Origin of the sequence: Streptomyces sp. Ru73 (assembly GCF_002920575.1) — a bacterium.
GTDB lineage: Bacteria > Actinomycetota > Actinomycetes > Streptomycetales > Streptomycetaceae > Streptomyces.
Genome location: NZ_PQSQ01000008.1, coordinates 1 through 17,617 on the forward strand (window position 1 = coordinate 1; position 17,617 = coordinate 17,617).

At 73.7% G+C, this 17,617-nt stretch carries 19 protein-coding genes; 10 read left to right on the plus strand and 9 right to left on the minus strand.

Annotation, left to right across the window (positions count from 1 at the left end):
• Both C3486_RS05510 and C3486_RS05515 read right to left on the minus strand, forming a co-directional pair.
• A partial coding sequence (locus tag C3486_RS05510) for an acyl-CoA dehydrogenase family protein (RefSeq protein ID WP_103831435.1) occupies positions 1 to 1,139 on the minus strand: 1,139 nt, incomplete at its 3' end.
• Entirely contained in the window at positions 1,139 to 1,990 is an 852-nt protein-coding gene (locus C3486_RS05515; RefSeq protein WP_103831436.1) for an enoyl-CoA hydratase, read from the minus strand. The genes C3486_RS05515 and C3486_RS05510, both read right to left, overlap by 1 nt.
• Positions 1,991 to 2,036: 46 nt before the next feature.
• Between C3486_RS05515 and C3486_RS05520 the strand changes: the two genes are divergently transcribed.
• The 4 genes from C3486_RS05520 to C3486_RS05535 are packed head-to-tail and all read left to right on the plus strand — an operon-like array spanning position 2,037 to position 5,834.
• On the plus strand, positions 2,037 to 3,203 hold the full coding sequence (locus C3486_RS05520; protein ID WP_103831437.1) for an acyl-CoA dehydrogenase family protein: 1,167 nt from the start codon (positions 2,037 to 2,039) through the stop codon (positions 3,201 to 3,203).
• Complete coding sequence (locus tag C3486_RS05525; protein ID WP_103831438.1) at positions 3,200 to 3,985, plus strand: SDR family oxidoreductase; 786 nt, start codon at positions 3,200 to 3,202, stop codon at positions 3,983 to 3,985. Before C3486_RS05520 ends, C3486_RS05525 begins: the two co-directional genes overlap by 4 nt.
• 48 nt (positions 3,986 to 4,033) lie before the next feature.
• On the plus strand, positions 4,034 to 4,621 hold the full coding sequence (locus tag C3486_RS05530; RefSeq protein WP_103831439.1) for a TetR/AcrR family transcriptional regulator: 588 nt from the start codon (positions 4,034 to 4,036) through the stop codon (positions 4,619 to 4,621).
• Between the two features lie 55 nt (positions 4,622 to 4,676).
• Positions 4,677 to 5,834: an acetyl-CoA C-acetyltransferase gene (locus C3486_RS05535; RefSeq protein ID WP_103831440.1), complete on the plus strand. Its 1,158-nt coding sequence runs from the start codon at positions 4,677 to 4,679 to the stop codon at positions 5,832 to 5,834.
• Between the two features lie 59 nt (positions 5,835 to 5,893).
• Here C3486_RS05535 and C3486_RS05540 read toward each other — a convergent pair whose 3' ends face one another.
• The gene (locus C3486_RS05540) at positions 5,894 to 6,757 is read right to left on the minus strand and encodes a LysR family transcriptional regulator (protein ID WP_103831441.1); all 864 of its coding nucleotides are present in this window, start codon (positions 6,755 to 6,757) and stop codon (positions 5,894 to 5,896) included.
• A 68-nt stretch (positions 6,758 to 6,825) separates the two neighbouring features.
• Here C3486_RS05540 and C3486_RS05545 point away from each other — a divergent pair, with 68 nt between their 5' ends.
• The gene (locus C3486_RS05545; protein WP_103831442.1) at positions 6,826 to 7,731 is read left to right on the plus strand and encodes a DMT family transporter; all 906 of its coding nucleotides are present in this window, start codon (positions 6,826 to 6,828) and stop codon (positions 7,729 to 7,731) included.
• A 15-nt stretch (positions 7,732 to 7,746) separates the two neighbouring features.
• Here C3486_RS05545 and C3486_RS05550 read toward each other — a convergent pair whose 3' ends face one another.
• The 5 genes from C3486_RS05550 to C3486_RS05570 form a co-directional block, all read right to left on the minus strand.
• A complete protein-coding gene (locus tag C3486_RS05550; RefSeq protein WP_103831443.1) occupies positions 7,747 to 8,664 on the minus strand; it encodes a tyrosine-protein phosphatase in 918 nt (305 codons plus the stop codon).
• 115 nt (positions 8,665 to 8,779) lie between these two features.
• Entirely contained in the window at positions 8,780 to 9,868 is a 1,089-nt protein-coding gene (locus tag C3486_RS05555; protein ID WP_103831444.1) for a nitronate monooxygenase family protein, read from the minus strand.
• The gene (locus tag C3486_RS05560) at positions 9,865 to 10,635 is read right to left on the minus strand and encodes a CoA-transferase subunit beta (protein ID WP_103831445.1); all 771 of its coding nucleotides are present in this window, start codon (positions 10,633 to 10,635) and stop codon (positions 9,865 to 9,867) included. The genes C3486_RS05555 and C3486_RS05560 overlap by 4 nt, the downstream gene beginning before the upstream one ends.
• Complete coding sequence (locus C3486_RS05565) at positions 10,632 to 11,495, minus strand: CoA transferase subunit A (RefSeq protein ID WP_103831446.1); 864 nt, start codon at positions 11,493 to 11,495, stop codon at positions 10,632 to 10,634. Before C3486_RS05565 ends, C3486_RS05560 begins: the two co-directional genes overlap by 4 nt.
• On the minus strand, positions 11,492 to 12,247 hold the full coding sequence (locus C3486_RS05570) for an enoyl-CoA hydratase family protein (RefSeq protein WP_103831447.1): 756 nt from the start codon (positions 12,245 to 12,247) through the stop codon (positions 11,492 to 11,494). Before C3486_RS05570 ends, C3486_RS05565 begins: the two co-directional genes overlap by 4 nt.
• Before the next feature lie 88 nt (positions 12,248 to 12,335).
• On the opposite strand from C3486_RS05570, the gene C3486_RS05575 reads away from it, so the two are divergent.
• The 5 genes from C3486_RS05575 to C3486_RS05595 all read left to right on the plus strand — a co-directional run bounded on the left by C3486_RS05575 (position 12,336) and on the right by C3486_RS05595 (position 16,717).
• Complete coding sequence (locus C3486_RS05575) at positions 12,336 to 13,112, plus strand: SDR family oxidoreductase (protein ID WP_103831448.1); 777 nt, start codon at positions 12,336 to 12,338, stop codon at positions 13,110 to 13,112.
• A 67-nt stretch (positions 13,113 to 13,179) separates the two neighbouring features.
• Complete coding sequence (locus C3486_RS05580; RefSeq protein ID WP_103831449.1) at positions 13,180 to 14,091, plus strand: SDR family oxidoreductase; 912 nt, start codon at positions 13,180 to 13,182, stop codon at positions 14,089 to 14,091.
• 203 nt (positions 14,092 to 14,294) lie between these two features.
• Positions 14,295 to 15,437: a Rieske 2Fe-2S domain-containing protein gene (locus C3486_RS05585; protein WP_103831450.1), complete on the plus strand. Its 1,143-nt coding sequence runs from the start codon at positions 14,295 to 14,297 to the stop codon at positions 15,435 to 15,437.
• The gene (locus tag C3486_RS05590) at positions 15,430 to 15,681 is read left to right on the plus strand and encodes a hypothetical protein (protein ID WP_219822194.1); all 252 of its coding nucleotides are present in this window, start codon (positions 15,430 to 15,432) and stop codon (positions 15,679 to 15,681) included. The genes C3486_RS05585 and C3486_RS05590 overlap by 8 nt, the downstream gene beginning before the upstream one ends.
• Positions 15,674 to 16,717, plus strand: a complete 1,044-nt coding sequence (locus tag C3486_RS05595; protein ID WP_103831452.1) for a ferredoxin--NADP reductase — start codon at positions 15,674 to 15,676, stop codon at positions 16,715 to 16,717. The genes C3486_RS05590 and C3486_RS05595 overlap by 8 nt, the downstream gene beginning before the upstream one ends.
• A gap of 24 nt (positions 16,718 to 16,741) precedes the next feature.
• On the opposite strand, the gene C3486_RS05600 is transcribed toward C3486_RS05595, so the two are convergent.
• Complete coding sequence (locus tag C3486_RS05600; protein ID WP_103831453.1) at positions 16,742 to 17,587, minus strand: IclR family transcriptional regulator; 846 nt, start codon at positions 17,585 to 17,587, stop codon at positions 16,742 to 16,744.
• Positions 17,588 to 17,617 lie beyond the last annotated feature (30 nt).

Genomic DNA, 17,617 nt, shown 5'->3' on the forward strand with positions numbered 1-17,617 from the left:
ATGATGTCGCGCTGGATCTCGTTGGTGCCCGCGTAGACCGGGCCGGCGAGCGCGAAGGTGTAGCCCTCGGCCCAGCCGCCGTGCGCGGGCGCGTCCCCGGCCGTGTCCGCCAGCTCGCCCTCCGGGCCCAGCAGATCGAGCGCCGTCTCGTGCAGTGCGATGTCGTACTCGGACCAGAAGACCTTGTTCAGGCTGGACTCGGCGCCCAGTGAGCCGTCGGCGGCGACGCGGGAGGCATTGCCGTAGGTGAAGAGCTGGTACGCGCGGGCGCCGATCACCGCGTCGGCCACCCGGTCGCGCAGCGCGGTGTCGGCCGGGTCGGCCCGCTCGCGCCAGAGTGCCAGCAGCCGGCCGGCGGCCGCGAGGAAGCGGCCCGGACTGCGCAGTGTCAGCCCGCGCTCGTTGCCCGCCGTGCTCATCGCCACCCGCCAGCCCTGCCCCGGCTCGCCGATCACGTCGGCGTCCGGGACGAAGACCTCGTCGAGGAAGAGTTCGGCGAAGGCGGGCTTGCCGTCGAGCCGGCCGATGGGTCTTACGGTCACCCCGTCCGCGTCCAGCGGGAACATCAGGTACGTCAGGCCCCGGTGCGGCTTGCCCTCCGCGGCGCCGGACGGGTCGCTGCGGAAGAGGCCGAAGGCCCGGTCGGCGAAGGCGGCGCGGGAGGACCAGGTCTTCTGGCCGCTGAGCAGCCAGCCCCCCTCGGTCCGTACCGCCGTCGAGCGCAGTGACGCCAGGTCCGAACCGGCCTCCGGCTCCGACCACGCCTGGGCCCACACCGTCTCGCCGCGCGCCATGGCGGGCAGTACGCGTGCCAGCTGCTCGGGCGTCCCGTGTGCGAAGAGCGTCGGGGCCAGCAGACTGATCCCGTTCTGACTCACCCGGCCGGGCGCCCCGGCCGCGTAGTACTCCTCCTCGAAGAGCAGCCAGCGCAGCAGGGACTCGCCCCGGCCGCCGTACTCCTCGGGCCAGGAGACCACCGACCAGCGGCCGTCGTGCAGGGTGCGCTCCCACTCCCGGTGGGCCGCGAAGCCCTCCGCCGTCTCCAGGGAGGGCAGCGGGGTGCGGGGCACGTGGGCGGTGAGCCAGGCGCGTGCCTCGGCCCGGAATGCCTCGTCCGCGGGGGAGAGATCGAGGTCCATCAGGAGGACGCCTCCTTCATGCCCCGGATGTCCATGCCGCCGAGCGAGTCGCGTGCGGTCTCGGCGTTGTGCGCGTGTGCGAGGTGGTGCAGGCCGAAGACGGAGTCCAGCCCGGTGTGCAGGCCCTGGAGGTCCTCGGCCTGGTTGACCGCGCGCTTGGTGAGGGCGAGGCCCATGCGCGGCATCTCGGCGATACGGTGTGCCAACGCGGTTGTTTCGTCGGCCAGTTGATCGCGCGGTACGACCCGGTTGACCATGCCGAGTTCGTACGCGCGCCGTGCCGTCATCCGGTCGCCGGTGTAGAGGAACTCCTTGGCGATCCGGGGCGGCATCACCCAGGGGTGGGCGAAGTACTCCACGCCCGGTATGCCCATGCGGACCACCGGGTCGGCGAAGAAGGCGTCCTCGGAGGCGACGATCAGATCGCAGATCCAGGCGAGCATCAGACCGCCCGCCACGCACGCGCCCTGCACGCTGGCGATCACCGGCTTGGGCAGTTCGCGCCAGCGGCGGCACATGCCGAGGTACACCTCGGACTCGCGCGCGAAGCGGCTCTCCGCGCCCGCCTTGTCGCTGTGGTCCCACCACAGTCCGGCCTTGCGGTCGAAGGGCAGGTGCGCGTCGCGCTCGGGGGTGCCGATGTCGTGGCCCGCGGAGAAGTGCTTGCCGGCGCCCGCGAGGACGACGGCCTTGACCTCGTCGTCCTCGGCCGCGCGGTAGAAGGCGCGGTCCAGCGCGTAGGTCATCGCGGAATTCTGGGCGTTGCGGTAATCGGGGCGGTTCATGGTGACCGTCGCGACCGGTCCCTGCCGTGCGTACCGCACCGGCTCGTCGTCGGGTACAGCGGGCATCTGCCACTCCTTCCCTAACAAGTGTTTGGTAGGTTAACGTAACGGCATGAGCAGCGTCGAGGAGTTCCGCACCGAGGTCCGCTCCTGGCTGCGGGCCCACCTCACCGGCGAGTTCGCGGACCTGCGCGGCCGCGGCGGCCCTGGCAGGGAGCACGAGGCGTTCGCCGAACGCCTCGCCTGGGAACGGCACATGGCCGCCGAGGGCTGGACCTGTATCGGCTGGCCGCAGGAGTACGGCGGCCGGGGCGCGAGCCTCGCCGAGCAGATCGCCTTCCACGAGGAGTACGCCCTCGCCGACGCACCGGCCCGGGTGAACCACATCGGCGAGCAGCTGCTCGGCCCCACCCTCATCGCCTTCGGCACGCCCGCCCAGCGGGACCGCTTCCTCCCGGGGATCGTCGCCGTCGAGGAACTGTGGTGCCAGGGCTACAGCGAGCCGGACGCGGGCTCGGACCTCGCCAACGTACGGACCAGGGCCGAGCGGGACGGCGGGGAGTGGGTGGTCACCGGGCAGAAGACCTGGACCTCGCTCGCGCACGAGTCGGACTGGTGCTTCGTCGTCGCCCGTACGGAGCCGGGTTCCGTCCGGCACGCCGGGCTGTCGTACCTGCTGGTCCCGCTCGACCAGCCCGGCGTGGACATACGCCCGATCACCCAGCTCACCGGCACCTCCGAGTTCAACGAGGTCTTCTTCGACGGGGCGCGCACGGACGTGGCCCACCTCGTCGGCGAACCCGGGGACGGCTGGCGCATCGCCATGGCCACCCTCGGCTTCGAGCGGGGCGTCTCCACCCTCGGCCAGCAGGTCGGCTTCCGCCGCGAACTGACCGCCCTCACCGAGCTGGCCAAGGCCAACGGCGCCGCCGCCGACCCGCTGATGCGCGACCGGATCGCCCGCGCCTGGACAGGGCTGGAGACGATCCGCTGGAACGCGCTGCGGATGCTCGACGGGGTCGCCGCCGGCGCGCCGGGTCCCGAGGCGTCCATCGGGAAGATCTTCTGGGCCACCTGGCACCGCGAGCTCGGCGCACTCGCCATGGACGTCTGCGGCGCCGACGGGATGCTCGCCGCAGGCGAGCCGTACGACCTCACCGACTGGCAGCGGCTCTACCTCTTCTCCCGCGCCGACACGATCTACGCGGGGTCCAACGAGATCCAGCGCAACGTCATCGCCGAGCGCGTGCTCGGCCTGCCCAAGGAGGCACGCGCATGACCCCGCCGCCCCCGTACGTCCCCGGGCACGCGCTCCTCGCCGGCCGCACCGCCGTCGTCACCGCCGCCGCGGGCGCGGGCATCGGCGGTGCCACCGCGCGCCGCCTCCTGGAAGAGGGCGCGAGCGTCGTCCTCTCCGACGCGCACGCCCGCCGGCTCAAGGAGTCCGAGGCCGCCCTCGCGGAAGAGTTCGGCGCCGGCCGGGTCGCCGCCCTGCCCTGCGACGTCACCGACGAGGACCAGGTCAACGCACTGCTCGACCTCGCCGGGGAACGGCACGGCCGGCTCGACGTCGTCGTCAACAACGCCGGGCTCGGCGGCACCGCCGACCTCGTCGACATGACCGACGAGCAGTGGGACCGGGTCCTCGACGTCACCCTCAACGGCACCTTCCGCTGCACCCGCGCCGCACTGCGCCGGATGAAGGCCGCGGGCCACGGCGGTGTCGTCGTCAACAATGCCTCCGTCGTCGGCTGGCGCGCCCAGCGCGGCCAGGCACACTACGCCGCAGCCAAGGCAGGCGTGATGGCGCTGACCCGGTGTGCCGCGGTGGAGGCGGCCGAGTACGGGGTACGGGTCAACGCCGTGGCGCCGAGCCTGGCCATGCATCCGCACCTGGCGAAGGTCACCACGCCGGAACTGCTGGCCGAGCTGACCGAGCGGGAGGCGTTCGGGCGGTACGCGGAGCCCTGGGAGGTCGCCAACGTGATCGTCTTCCTGGCCAGCGACTATTCCTCCTACATGACGGGCGAGGTCGTGCCGGTCAGCAGTCAGCGCGCGTGAGGGGCGGGCGACAATGGTGCGGTGCCAACCGCCAAGAAGAAGCCGAACATGAGCCCGTCCCCCGAGCGCCGCCGCGAGCTGCTGGACACCGCCGCCGAGGTCTTCGCCGAGCAGGGCTACAACGCCACCACCGTACGGAAGATCGCGGACGCGGCCGGCATGCTGGCCGGCAGCCTCTACTACCACTTCGATTCCAAGGAATCGATGCTGGACGAGATCCTCGCGACCTTCCTGGACGAGCTGTGGGCCCGCTACGACACCGTGCTGGACGCCGGGCTCGGCCCCCGCGAGACCATCGAGGCCCTGGTCACCGAGTCCTTCCGGGAGATCGACCGGCACCGCGCCGCCGTCGCCATCTACCAGAAGGAGGCCAGGGCCCTCGCCGCCCAGCCGCGCTTCGCCTACCTCGCCGACTCGCAGGTGAAGTTCGAGAAGGCATGGCTGGGCACGCTGGAGCGCGGGGTGGCCGCCGGGGTCTTCCGCGCCGACCTCGACGTCCGGCTCACCTACCGCTTCATCCGCGACACCGTCTGGGTCGCGGTCAGCTGGTACCGCCCGGGCGGACAGCACAGCCCGGAGGAGATCGCCCGCCAGTACCTGTCCATGGTCCTGGACGGTGTCGCCGTACGTACCTGATTCCCGCGCGCCGCCCGTGCGCCCGCGCGCCCTGTGAACCGGAGGAGCAGCAGCCATGGCCGAGGCCTACATCATCGACGCGATACGCACGCCCGTCGGGCGCCGGAACGGCGGGCTCGCCGCCGTCCACCCGGCCGACCTCGGCGCCCATGTGCTGAAGGCCCTCGTGCGGCGCACCGGCATCGACCCGGCCGCCGTCGAGGACGTGGTCTTCGGCTGCCTGGACACCGTCGGGCCGCAGGCCGGTGACATCGCGCGGACCTGCTGGCTGGCGGCCGGGCTGCCCGAAGAGGTGCCCGGCGTCACCGTCGACCGGCAGTGCGGCTCCTCGCAGCAGGCGGTCCACTTCGCCGCGCAGGGCGTGCTCTCCGGCACCCAGGACCTGGTCGTGGCGGGCGGCACGCAGAACATGTCGATGGTCCCGATCGCCTTCGCCAGCAGGCAGGCCGCCGAACCGCTCGGGCTGACCGAGGGCCCGTACGCGGGCAGCGAGGGCTGGCGGGCCCGGTACGGCGACGCGCCGGTCAACCAGTTCCACGGCGCCGAGCTGATCGCCGAGAAGTGGGGCATCACCCGCGAGGCCATGGAGGAGTTCGCGCTCCGCTCCCACCGGCGGGCCCTGCGCGCCGCCGACGAGGGCCGCTTCGACCGCGAGCTCGTCCCGTACGGGGACGTCACGGCCGACGAGGGCCCCCGCCGGGACACCTCGCTGGAGAAGATGGCGCAGCTCAAGCCGGTGGTCGAGGGCGGGCGGCTGACCGCCGCCGTCTCCTCGCAGGTCTCCGACGGCGCCTCGGCGATGCTGCTCGCCTCCGAACGCGCCGTACGCGCGCACGGCCTGACCCCCAGGGCCCGCGTCCACCATCTCTCCGTGCGCGGCGAGGACCCCATCCGCATGCTGTCGGCGCCGATCCCGGCCACCGCGTACGCGCTGAAGAAGACCGGTCTGACCCTCGACGACATCGACCTGGTCGAGATCAACGAGGCGTTCGCGCCGGTCGTCCTGGCCTGGCTGAAGGAGACCGGCGCCGACCCGGAGAAGGTGAACGTCAACGGCGGGGCCATCGCGCTCGGCCACCCGCTCGGCGCCACCGGCACCAAGCTCATGACCACCCTGCTGCACGAACTGGAGCGCACCGGCGGACGTTACGGCCTCCAGACCATGTGCGAGGGCGGTGGCCAGGCGAACGTGACCATCATCGAACGCCTCTGAGGACGCCGCCGCGGCGGTGCGCCGGTGAGGCCGTAGAAGGACACGGCGGGCCGGGCGGCTCAGTCCCCTCCGGCCCCCACGACCTCGCGGGCCAGGGCCAGCAGGTCGGGGACGGCCGGGTGGCCCGGCACGTCGCGCCAGGCGAGGACGACGGGGACGGGCGGGGCGTCCACGAGCGGGCGGTAGCGGACCGAGGGATGGGTGTGGTTGCGCGGCGTGGCGGTCGTGGAGATCCCCACGGCGCGGCCCGCTGCGATCGCCACCAGCCACTCGTCGGTGTTGGTCACCTCCAGGGTGGTGGCGGTGCGCTGGGCCGGCGGCCACAGATCCAGTGTCGTGGTGCCGGACACGGTGTTGAGGACGAGCGGGCGGCCGGCGAGGTCCGCCAGGGTGACCCGGTCCAGCGCGGCCAGCGGGCTGTCGGCCGGCAGCACCGCCACCCGCTCCTCCCACAGCAGCACCTCGGTGGTGACGCCGGACGCGGTGACGTCACCGCGCAACAGGGCCGCGTCCACCTTGCCCTGGGTGAGCCCGGCCGTCGCGTCGTCGATGCGGCGCAGCTCCAGCGGGACGTCCGGGTGCGTCTGGTCCCAGCGGCGCAGCAGCGGCACGGTGTGGTCGCCGAGCGCGGCCCAGGTGTGGCCGAGCCGCAGCGGCCACGACGTCAGCCCCCGCGGATCGAGGGCCGCCTCCACCGCGGCGAGCGCGGCGGCGGCCTTGTCGCGGAACGTGCGCCCCGCCGCGGTCAGCGCGAGGTGGTGGGTGGAGCGGTCGACGAGCCGGGCCCCGAAGTGGTCCTCCAGCTGGCGCAGGGTGCGCGAGAGCGCGGGCTGGCCGGTGTGGAGGCGAGCGGCGGCGCGGGTGATGTTGCCTTCCTCGGCGATGGTGAGGAAGGCACGCAGGTGCCGCAGTTCCATGGTCATGCCGCGGAAGCATAACCGCAGCGGAACTGGCATTTCACGCGGCGCAGCCGGACTCCTAGCGTGAAGGCATGACTTCACCGGTACGCACCTCCTCACCGACGGCCACCACCACCCCCGCCCCCGTACGCGCCGCCGCCGGGCGCGGCAGCCTCACCGGCGTCGGCCTGGTACTGGCCGGCACGCTGTCCGTCCAGTTCGGCTCGGCCTGCGCCGCGCTGCTCTTCCCGCGGGCCGGTGCGCTCGGCACGGTCGCCCTGCGCATCGCGCTCGCCGCCGTACTGCTCCTGGTGATCACCCGGCCGCGGCTGCGCGGCTACTCGCGCGCCGACCGGTGCGTGGCCGTCGGCTTCGGCCTGGCCCTCGGCGGCATGAACATCCTCTTCTACCAGGCGATCGACCGGCTCCCGCTGGGCGCCGCCGTCACCCTGGAGGTGCTGGGGCCGCTGCTGCTGTCCGTCGTCGCCGGGCGCCGCGCCGCGGGGCTGCTCTGGGCCGGCCTCGCGCTCGCCGGGGTCTACCTGCTGGGCGGCGGCGACTTCCAGGGGCTCGACCCCGCGGGCGTGGCCTTCGCGCTGGGCGCCGGGGCGATGTGGGCCGCGTACATCCTGCTCAACGCGCGCGCCGGCGCCCGCTTCCCGCGGCTGGACGGGCTGGCCATCGCGATGACCGTCGCCGCCCTGGTCGCCCTGCCGCTCGGCATCGGCGCGTCCGGCGCGACACTGCTCGAACCGGCGGTGCTCGCCCTCGGGGTGGTGATCGCGGTGATGTCCTCGGGCGTGCCGTACGCCCTGGAGCTCCTCGCGCTGCGCCGGCTGCCGGCGGCCACCTTCGCGGTGCTGACGAGCCTGGCGCCGGCCGTCGCCGCGCTGGCCGGCTACCTGGTGCTGGGGCAGGGGCTCTCGGCGGTGCAGTGCGCCGCGATCGCGATGGTGGTCGCGGCGAGCGCGGGAGCGGTCCGCACGGGCCGGCGCTGAGCAGACCGAAGCCGCTCAGCGCAGCAGGCGGGAGCGGAGCGCCGCGAGGGTCCCGGAATCCAGGCCCAGCCCCTCGGTGAGGTAGCCGTCGACACCGCCGTACTCCCGGTCCGCCTGGTCCAGCGCCGCCCGCAGATAGTCCTCGCGCACCTCCAGCAGGGGAGTGAGCAGCTCGGGGTCCCGCATCCGGCCGCTCTTCGCCAGTCCGGCGCGGGTCCTGCGGTCGGCCGCCGCGCGGAGGCGGTTGGAGAGCAGGTAGTCACGGGTGGCGGTGGCCTCCGGTACGCCGAGGGCGCGCAGCAGCACGTAACTCAGCCAGCCGGTGCGGTCCTTGCCCGCCGTGCAGTGGAACAGCAGCGGGGTCCCCTTGCCGTCCGCCACGTCCCGCAGGGTCGCGGCGAACTGGCGGCGGCTCGGCGCGCTGCTGACGAAGGACCGGTAGGTGGCCCGCATCAGCCGCTCCGCGCGGCCATTGCCGAGCAGCTTCCGCTGCCGGTCCGGGTCCTTGCTGCCCAGTGCCGCGTTGGTGGTGTCGTTCAGCTCGCTGTCCGGCACCGGCCGGGAGACGACGGCGACGCCGCGGGGCAGCCGGTCGGCGCCGTCCCGTGCGATCTCGGCGGGGATGCGCAGGTCGACGACGGTACGCAGGCCCAGCCCTGCCAGCTTCCCGCGGTCCGCCGCGGTCAGCCCGCCGAGCCCGTCGGCCCGGAACAGCTGGCCGTACCGGACGTGGTGGCCGTCGCGGGTGCGGTAGCCGCCGAGGTCGCGGACGTTGACCGCGCCGTGCAGCGGGACGCGGTGGACGGTGGCGGTTGCCGGGCCGGAGGAAGCGGCGGGGCGGTCGTCGGCCGGGGCCGCGGTGCAGGCGGGCAGGAGGCCGAGGGCGGCGGTGAGCAGGACCGCCGCCGTACGGCGGGGACGAGTGGCGCGCATGGGTCACTCCAAGGGGGAGAGGGGATGTCCGGGGTGCGGTGTGCCGGAAGTTCCTCGGGTGGTGCGCGGGCCGGGGCCGGGGGCCGCGGCGGGCAGGGCAGGACGCGGCCCGGGGTCAGGCCGGGGCGGGCAGGGCGCGGAGCGTCGCGCGTGCTTCGGCCATCACGCGGCCGACCAGCTCGGCGCAGGACGGCAGGTCGTCGATCAGCCCCGCGACCTGCCCGGCCGCCATCACGCCCAGGTCCGTACGGCCGTCCACCATCGAGCCCTTGAGCAGCATCGGCGTGTTGGCGGCGAGCAGGACCTGACTCCAGGTCAGCTCCTTGCCGTGTTTCATCGTGAGGCCGTCACGCACCATCTGTGCCCAGCTCGTACCGGAGTCGCGCCGGAAGGCCGCGGCGTGGCGCACGGCCCGTACCAGCGAGGCGACCCGCCCCGAGCGCTCCAGCGCGTCGACCAGCTCGCTGCGCAGCATCCGGTGGGGGAGGCCGTCGACGGCGGTGGTGACGGTGACGTCCTGGACGGTCGCGGCGAGGTAGCGGGCTTTGACCGCGTCCGGGACGGTGCTCTCGGAGGTGAGGAGGAAGCGGGTGCCCATGGCGATGCCGGCGGCGCCGTACGCCAGCGCCGCGACCAGCCCGCGGCCGTCGTGGAAGCCGCCCGCCGCCACGACCGGGATGTCCACCGCGTCCACGACCTGCGGCAGCAGCACGCCGGTGGCGACCTCCCCGGTGTGCCCGCCGCCCTCACCGCCCTGCACGATCACCGCGTCGGCGCCCCAGGCGGCGACCTTCTCCGCGTGCCGCCGGGCCCCGACGGACGGGATGACGACCACCCCCGCGTCCTTGAGCCGGGCGATCAGCTCGCGGGAGGGCGCCAGCGCGAACGAGGCGACGCGTACGCCCTCCTCGATGATGATCCGTACGCGGTCGGCCGCGTCACCGGCGTCGGCGCGCAGGTTCACCCCGAACGGCGCGTCGGTGCGGGACGCGACCTCCCGTACGGCGCTCCGCAGCCGGTCCGTGGGCATGGTGGCCGAGGCCAGGATGCCGAGCGCGCCCGCGTTGGCGGCGGCCGAGACGAGCCGGGGGCCGGCGACCCACCCCATGCCGGTCTGGACGACGGGGTGGCGCACGCCGACGAGCCGGGTGAGCGGCGTCTCGAACGCGGCGTCCGCAGTGCGGGGCCGCTCCGCCGCCGTCATGCGGGCACCTCCCGGCCCCGCAGCCCGTCGGGGTCGATGACCTCGCGAATCAGCCGCAGCTCCTCGGGGGTGGGCTCGCGGGTGTACGGCACCTCGGCGGGGACGGAGAGCGGGAAACCGGTGGCCTCCCGGACCTGCTCGAGGGTGGCCCCCGGGTGCACCGAGCGCAGCCGCATCGTGCGGTCCGGCGTCTCGAAGTCGAAGACGCCCAGGTCGCTGACGACCTGCGGGATGCGGTGGTACCGCGAGGCCGACGGACCGGCGGCAGCGGCCCGGTCGTACCCGACGCCGCACACCATGTCGACCCGCTCGACGAACACCCGGGTGGAGTGCCGCGGCACCCAGTAACTCGTCGGATTGTTCAACGTGTTGACGGGCGCCCCGCGTACGCCGAGCAGCTGCCGCTTCGGCCGCTCCCAGTCGCCGATGCAGCTGATGTTCTGGTTGCCGTACCGGTCGAGCTGGCTCGCGCCCATCATCACGTGCCGCCGCCCGGTGGCGACCAGCGCCAGGTGCTGACGGTACGGCAGCCAGCCCTCGGCCACCTCGGACGGCGCGCCGACCGCCGGCACGTCGCCCATCAGCAGCGCCTCGCCGTCCGTGAGGAGCAGGTCGGGGGAGAAGGTGAGCTTCGCCAGCCGGGCGCCGATCGAGGGAATGGTGCCCATCGGGCTCGCGAGGATCTCGCCCGCGCCGCGCCATGCCTCGGCGCACGCCACCACGCACGTCTCGGCCCGGGTCGCCGTGGTCGTCGTCGCACTCGTCATGCCGTCTCCTCGTGGAACGCCGCGACCGCGGCCTGGTAGGTGTGCTCGTCGCCGGACAGGAACCGCTCGGCGAAGGCCCGCCACGCCTCCGGGTCCTTGGCCGCCCGTACGTAAGCCCGTTGGAACGCCTCGTCGCGGCCGTAGTCGGGGGCGCAGGAGGTGAAGTGCGCGCCGTGCGGTGCCTCGACGACGCCGGTCACGAACGCCCGCTTGACCAGCAGCGACTGTGGTCCTTGGTCCTTGAGCAGCTCGGCCGTTTCGACCACGCGCTCGCAGGAGACATAGGCGGTGTCGGCGGCCTGGCAGAACAGGTCGTCGAAGTACGGATCGGGGCCGAGGTACTGGCCGTTGCCCTGTGCGTCGGCCCGGTCGAGGTGGACGAGTGCGGCGTCCAGCCGCAGGGCGGGGACGGCGACCAGCTCCTCCCCGTCCTGGTACGGCGACGTCACCGTCCGCAGCGACGGGTTGACCGTCATCACGTCGGAGCCGAGGCCCGCCCGGATCGGCAGGAACGGCAGCCGGTGCGCGGCGGCGGTCAGGCCCCACATCACCATCGCCTCGTCCAGCTCGGTCAGTTCGAGGCCGCCGCGCTGCCGGGCCGCGCAGAAGTGCGGCTCCAGCGGCACGGAGTCCAGCGTGCCGAAGGCGGTGACGAGCCGGCGGATCTTCCCGGCGGCGGCGAGCAGCCCGACGTCCGGACCGCCGTACGACACCACGGTCAGGTCGGTGAGGTCCGAGCGCAGCAGGGCGCGCACCAGCGCCATCGGCTTGCGACGCGACCCCCAGCCGCCGATGCCGATCGTCATGCCGTCGGCGAGCCGGCCGACCACCTCGTCGGCGGTCATCGTCTTGTCGCTCATGACTGACGCTCCTTCTCGCTGCCGAAGGTGTCGCGTACGCGGTCGGCGATGCCGCTGAGGTTGGCCTCGAAGGTGAAGCCCTGCTCGAAGCGGTAGCTGCGGCGCACGTCGACCGGGTCGATGCCGTTGATCGCGGCCTTGGCGAGCCGGATCAGGGTGCCGTCCTTGGCGGCGATCTCGCCCGCCAGCTCGCGCGCCGCCTTCATCAGCCGGTCGCGGGGGACGACCCGCCAGACGGAGCCGTGCCGGTGCAGCTCCTCGGCGGTGACGGTGCGTGAGGTGTAGTAGAGCGTCCGCATCAGGTGCTGCGGCACCAGCCGGGCGAGGTGGGTTGCCGCGCCGAGCGCGCCCCGGTCCAGCTCCGGCAGGCCGAAGGTGGCGTCGTCGCTCGCCACCACCGCGTCCGCGTTGCCCGCCAGGCCGATGCCGCCGCCCAGGCAGAACCCCTGTACGGCGGCGACCACGGGGACTTCGCAGTCATACACGGCCGCGAACGCCTCGTAGCAGCCGCGGTTCGCGCCGAGCAGCGCGTCATGGCCCGCCGTGCGCTGCATCTCCTTGATGTCCACCCCGGCGTTGAAACCGCGGCCTGCGGCGGCGAGGACCACGCAGCGCACCGCCGGATCAGCGCCCGCAGCGCGGACCGCGGCGGCCAGGTCGTACCAGCCTTGTACGGGAAGGGCGTTCACCGGCGGGAAGTCCACGGTGACGACCGCGATGCCCTCTTCGGGTGGGGAGGTGGAGACACCCATGAGCAGATCAGCTACCTTTCCACCAAACGTTTGTTAGGGGCGTGTCCAGGCAAGGTAGCAGCGGTCGGCGCGCCGCGGGAGGTGCTCAATGCCAGCGATCATCGATCTCAGCGGAACCGTCGCCGTGGTGACGGGCGGAACGCGGGGCGTCGGCGCGGGAATCGCCCGCGCCTTCCTGGAGGCCGGCGCCGAGGTGGTGACGTGCGCGCGGCGGCCACCGGAGGAACCCGTACGGGCGGCCGGGCGCACCGCCCGCTTCCGCCCGGTCGACCTGCGCGACCCGGACGCCGTCGGCGCGTTCTTCGCCCGGGTGCACGAGGAGTACGGCCGGCTCGACACCCTCGTGAACAACGCCGGGGGCACGACGTTCCGCACGCTCGCCGACGGTGGCGGCCGGCACGCTGCGCGGGTCGTCGAGCTGAATCTGCTCGCCCCGCTGCACGCCTCGCTCGCGGCGTACGACCTGCTGCGCGCCGCGCCGGCCGGCGGCTCGGTCATCATGATCGGCAGCGTCAGCGGCACCCGTCCGTCACCCGGCACGGCGGCGTACGGAGCCGCCAAGGCGGGCCTGGACAGCCTCGCCCGCTCGATGGCCGTCGAATGGGCCCCGGAGGTACGCGTCAACACCGTCGTCCTCGGCATGGTCCGCACCGAACTGTCCCACCTGCACTACGGGGACGAGGCCGGGGTGGCGGCCGTGGGCCGCACCGTGCCGCTCGGCCGGCTCGCCGAACCCGCCGAGATCGGCGACGCCTGCGTCTTCCTCGCCTCCGGCCGCGCCGGGTACGTCAGCGGCGCGAGCCTGCACGTACACGGCGGCGGCGAGCGCCCGGCGTTCCTCGACGCCGCCACGGTCAACAACTGACCGGCATTCGGCCACCGGACCGACCCACCCGCACACCGCCCACGCCTCGAAAGGCAGGACAACCACCATGACCGGACTGTGCACCGGACGCGTCGCCGTCGTCACCGGAGCGGGCCGCGGACTGGGCCGCGCGCACGCCCTCGCCCTCGCCGCCGAGGGCGCCAGGGTCGTCGTCAACGACCTCGGCGTCGGCCTGGACGGCAGCGGGGGCGCCGGAGAGCCCGCGCAGCACGTCGTCGAGGAGATCAGGGCCGCGGGCGGCGAGGCCGTCGCGCACGGCGGTGACATCGCCGCCTCCGACGGCGCAGCCTCGCTCGTCGCCGCCGCGCTCGACACGTACGGCCGGCTGGACACCCTCGTCAACAACGCGGGCTTTCTCCGCGACCGGATGCTGGTCAACCTCGGCGAGGACGACTGGGACGCGGTGCTGCGGGTCCACCTCAAGGGCCACTTCCTGACGCTGCGGCACGCCGCCGCGCACTGGCGCGCCGAGGCCAAGGCCGGCCGGACGCCTGCCGCCCGGGTCATCAACACCAGTTCGGGGGCCGGCCTGCTCGGCAGCGTCGGCCAGGGCAACTACGCGGCCGCCAAGGCCGGCATCGTCGGACTCACCCTGGTGGCCGCGGCCGAACTGGGCCGGTACGGCGTCCAGGTCAACGCGATCGCGCCGGCCGCCCGCACCCGGATGACCGAGCAGACCTTCGCCGGGACGATGGCGGCGCCGGCTGCGGGGGCCTTCGACGCGATGGCGCCCGAGAACGTCGCGCCGCTCGTCGTGTGGCTGGGCTCAGCGGACTCCGCCGGGGTGACCGGCCGGGTCTTCGAGGCGGAGGGCGGCCGGATCACCGTCATGGAGGGCTGGCGTCCCGGCCCCACCGCCGACAAGGGCGCCCGCTGGACCCCGGCCGAGGCCGGCGAGGCCACACGCAAGCTGCTCGCCGAGGCCGAACCGCCGCAGCCGGTGTACGGGGCACAGTGAGCGGGACGCCGGGACGCCGGGACTTCAGGACGGCGGGCCGGAGCGGCAGGCCGGGCAGCGGGCGGTGATGGCACCCGGCGTCGGTGGGCGCCCGTTACGCGCGGCCCCCTTTCCCGCTCACCGGGAATTCCGCCTCCCGTCCCGCCGGCGGTCCGCCCTAGCCTCCCCGGACAGCCCCTTGCCCGGCAGGAGGACGAGAGAAGATGACTGCTCCCCACGACGAGGCCCGCGTCATCGACGCGGGCCGTCCGCCCGCCCGGTTCGCCCGTGGCTGGCACTGCCTCGGCCTCGCCGACGCCTTCAAGGACGGCCGGCCGCACGAGATCGAGGCGTTCGGCACCAAGCTGGTGGTCTTCCAGGGCGAGCACGACGGCGCGCTGCACGTACTCAACGCCTACTGCCCCCACATGGGCGGCAACCTGGCGCACGGCACGGTCAAGGGCGACGCCGTGGCCTGCCCCTTCCACGACTGGCGCTGGTCCGGCAACGGCCGGTGCGCCGGCGTCCCGTACGCCCGCCGGGTCCCGCCGCGCGCCCGCACCCGCGCCTGGCGCACCCTGGAGGAGAACCGCCAGCTCTTCGTCTGGCACGACCCCGAGGGCAACCCGCCCCCGCCCGACGTGACCATCCCGCGCATCGAGGGCGCCTTCAGCGCCGACTGGAGCGACTGGACCTGGCACGCCCTCAGGGTGGAGGGCGCCAACTGCCGCGAGATCGTCGACAACATCGTCGATATGGCGCACTTCTACTACGTGCACTACTCCTTCCCCACCTACTTCAAGAACGTCTTCGAGGGGCACATCGCCACCCAGTACATGGAGAGCACCCCGCGCGAGGACGTCGACCTCGGCACCCTCAGCGCGCCGCTGCGCTCCGACGCCTCGTACTACGGCCCGTCCTACATGATCGATTACCTCTGGACGCCGGTGGCCGAGGGCGTCGAGACGGAGATGGTGCTGATCAACTGCCACTATCCGATCGACGCCGACAGCTTCCTGCTCCAGTACGGCGCGATCGTGAAGAAGCTGCCCGGCATGACGGACGAGGAGGCCGCCGAGGCAGCCCGGCTCACGTCACAGGGACTGGCGACCGGCTTCGAGCAGGACGTGGAGATCTGGCGGAACAAGACCCGGATCGACAACCCGCTGCTCACCGAGGAGGACGGCCCGGTCTACCAACTGCGCCGCTGGTACGAGCAGTTCTACGTGGACGTGGCGGACGTGAAGGACGAGATGGTCCGCCGGTTCGAGTTCGAGATCGACACCGAGCGGGCCAACCGGGCCTGGCGCGCCGAGGTCGACGAGAACCTGGCGCGCCGCGCCGCAGGCCCCGCCGGCGGTGCCTGACGTGCGGCCGGTGGAGTGCGCGGCCTGCGGCAACCAGGTCCTGTGCGAGAAGTTCAGCCCGGCCCATACGTCCGTGCAGTGGACCGCCGAAGCGGCCGCCGTCTGCCCGGAGTTCGGGGCCCGGACAGCCGCGGGGGAGACCGGCGCCCGGATCCGGACCTGCGCGGCGCTGCGCGACAGCATCGACCGGGCCGCGGCCGAGGGAACCCTGCGCGTCACCACACGGGAGGCCGCCGATGCCTGAGCCGCGTACGTACCGGCTGTGCGTCACCGCGGTGGTCGAGGAGACCGCCGACGCCCGGTCCTTCGTGCTCCGGCCGCGGCCCGAGGACGCCGGCCGGTTCGCCCACCGGCCCGGCCAGTTCCTCACGGTACGGGTGCCGGGCGCCGGCGTGGCGCGCTGTTACTCGCTCGCGAGCTCTCCGCACACCGTCGAACCCCTGAAGATCACGGTCAAGCGGGTGGCCGGCGGGTACGGTTCCCACTGGCTCTGCGACCGCGTGGCCACCGGTGACGAGCTGGAAGTGCTGCCCCCGGCCGGCACCTTCACGCCCGCCTCCCTCGACCGGGACCTGCTGCTCGTGGCGGGCGGCAGCGGCATCACACCGGTGATCTCCATCGCCAAGTCGGTGCTCGTGGGCGGTACGGGCAAGGTCGCGCTGCTGTACGCCAACCGCGACGAGTCCGCCGTCATCTTCCGCGACGAACTGCGGGAGCTGACCGAGGGCTTCCCGGACCGGCTGGTGGCCGTCCACTGGCTGGAGTCGGTCCAGGGACTGCCCGCCGCTGACCGGCTGGCGGGTGTGGTCGCGCCGTACGCGGACCGGGACACGTACGTCTGCGGGCCCGGGCCGCTGATGGACGCGGTGGAGGCCGCGCTGGGCGGCGGGCGCGTACACCGGGAGCGCTTCTTCTCCTTGTCGGCCGATGTCTTCGCGGCGCCGGGCGATGCGCCGGGCGACGAGACCGCCCAGGGCGAGACCGTGCAGGACGAGGCCGGGGAGGGGCACAGCACGGCGGAGGTGGAGCTCGACGGCCAGACGCACGTCGTCCGCTGGCCCGTCCGCACCCCGCTGCTCGACGCGCTGCTGGCCGACGGCGTCGACGCCCCGTACTCCTGCCGTGAGGGCTCCTGCGGCGCCTGCGCCTGCCGGATCGTCTCCGGCGAGACGAAGATGTTCCGCAACGACGTACTGGACGAGCAGGACCTCGCCGAGGGATACGTGCTGGCCTGCCAGGCCGTACCCCTCACCAACGAGGTCGCGGTCAGCTACTCCTGACCCTGGAGCCCGGCTCGCAAGGGCTCACATCCACTCCGCGAACCGCATCCACGACATCATCGTGTCCATCTGCGCCGGCTCCAGGGCCGGGGCAGCGGGGCCGTCCGTCGCGCGCGGCGGCACCGTGCGCCCCGGCCCGTACAGCGCGGCCCACACCGACCGGGCCGTGCCGAGCACCAGGGGCGCGAGCCGCTCCAGTTCGCGGTGGATGCCGTTGCCGCACACCGAGACCGACGCGACCGCACGTCCGGCGCCCCGCAGCGGGGCCGCCACGCATGCCACGCCCCGGAACGCCTCTTCCCGGTCGAAGGCCACGCCGCGCTCGCGGATCCGCGCCAGCTCCGCGTGGAAGTGCCGCGGCCGGACGATCGTGTACGGCGTGCGCGGCCGCAGCCCGGCCCGGAGCACCTCGGCGACCAGCGCTTGCTCGCTGAACGCCAGGATCGCCTTGCCGGTGCCCGTGCAGTACGCCGGCTGCCGGCCGCCGGTCCGGGACGGCACCGACGCGTCGGCGGTGCCGCCGAGCCGTTCCAGGTACACCACTTCGGGCCCGTCCAGCACCGCGAGGTGCACCACGTGCCCGGTCCGCTCGCGCAGCGCGTGCAGGTGCGGCAGCGCGGCCCGGCGCAGCCGGTTGTGGTGCGCGGCCGTCGCGCCCAGCTCCAGCATCCGCATGCCCAGCCGGTAGTCCCGGCCGTCGCGGTCCAGCCAGCCCAGCCGTACGAGCTGGTCGAGTATGCGGTGCACGGACGAGCGGGGCAGCCCTGAGCGGCGTACCACCTCGGTGAGCGTCAGCCGGGGCGTGGCGCCCTGGAAGGCGCCCAGGACGAGCGCGGCCTTCTCCAGAAGCGACGGCGATTGCACGGTCATCGGCGACTCCTGCGAGGAGCGGGGAGGGGG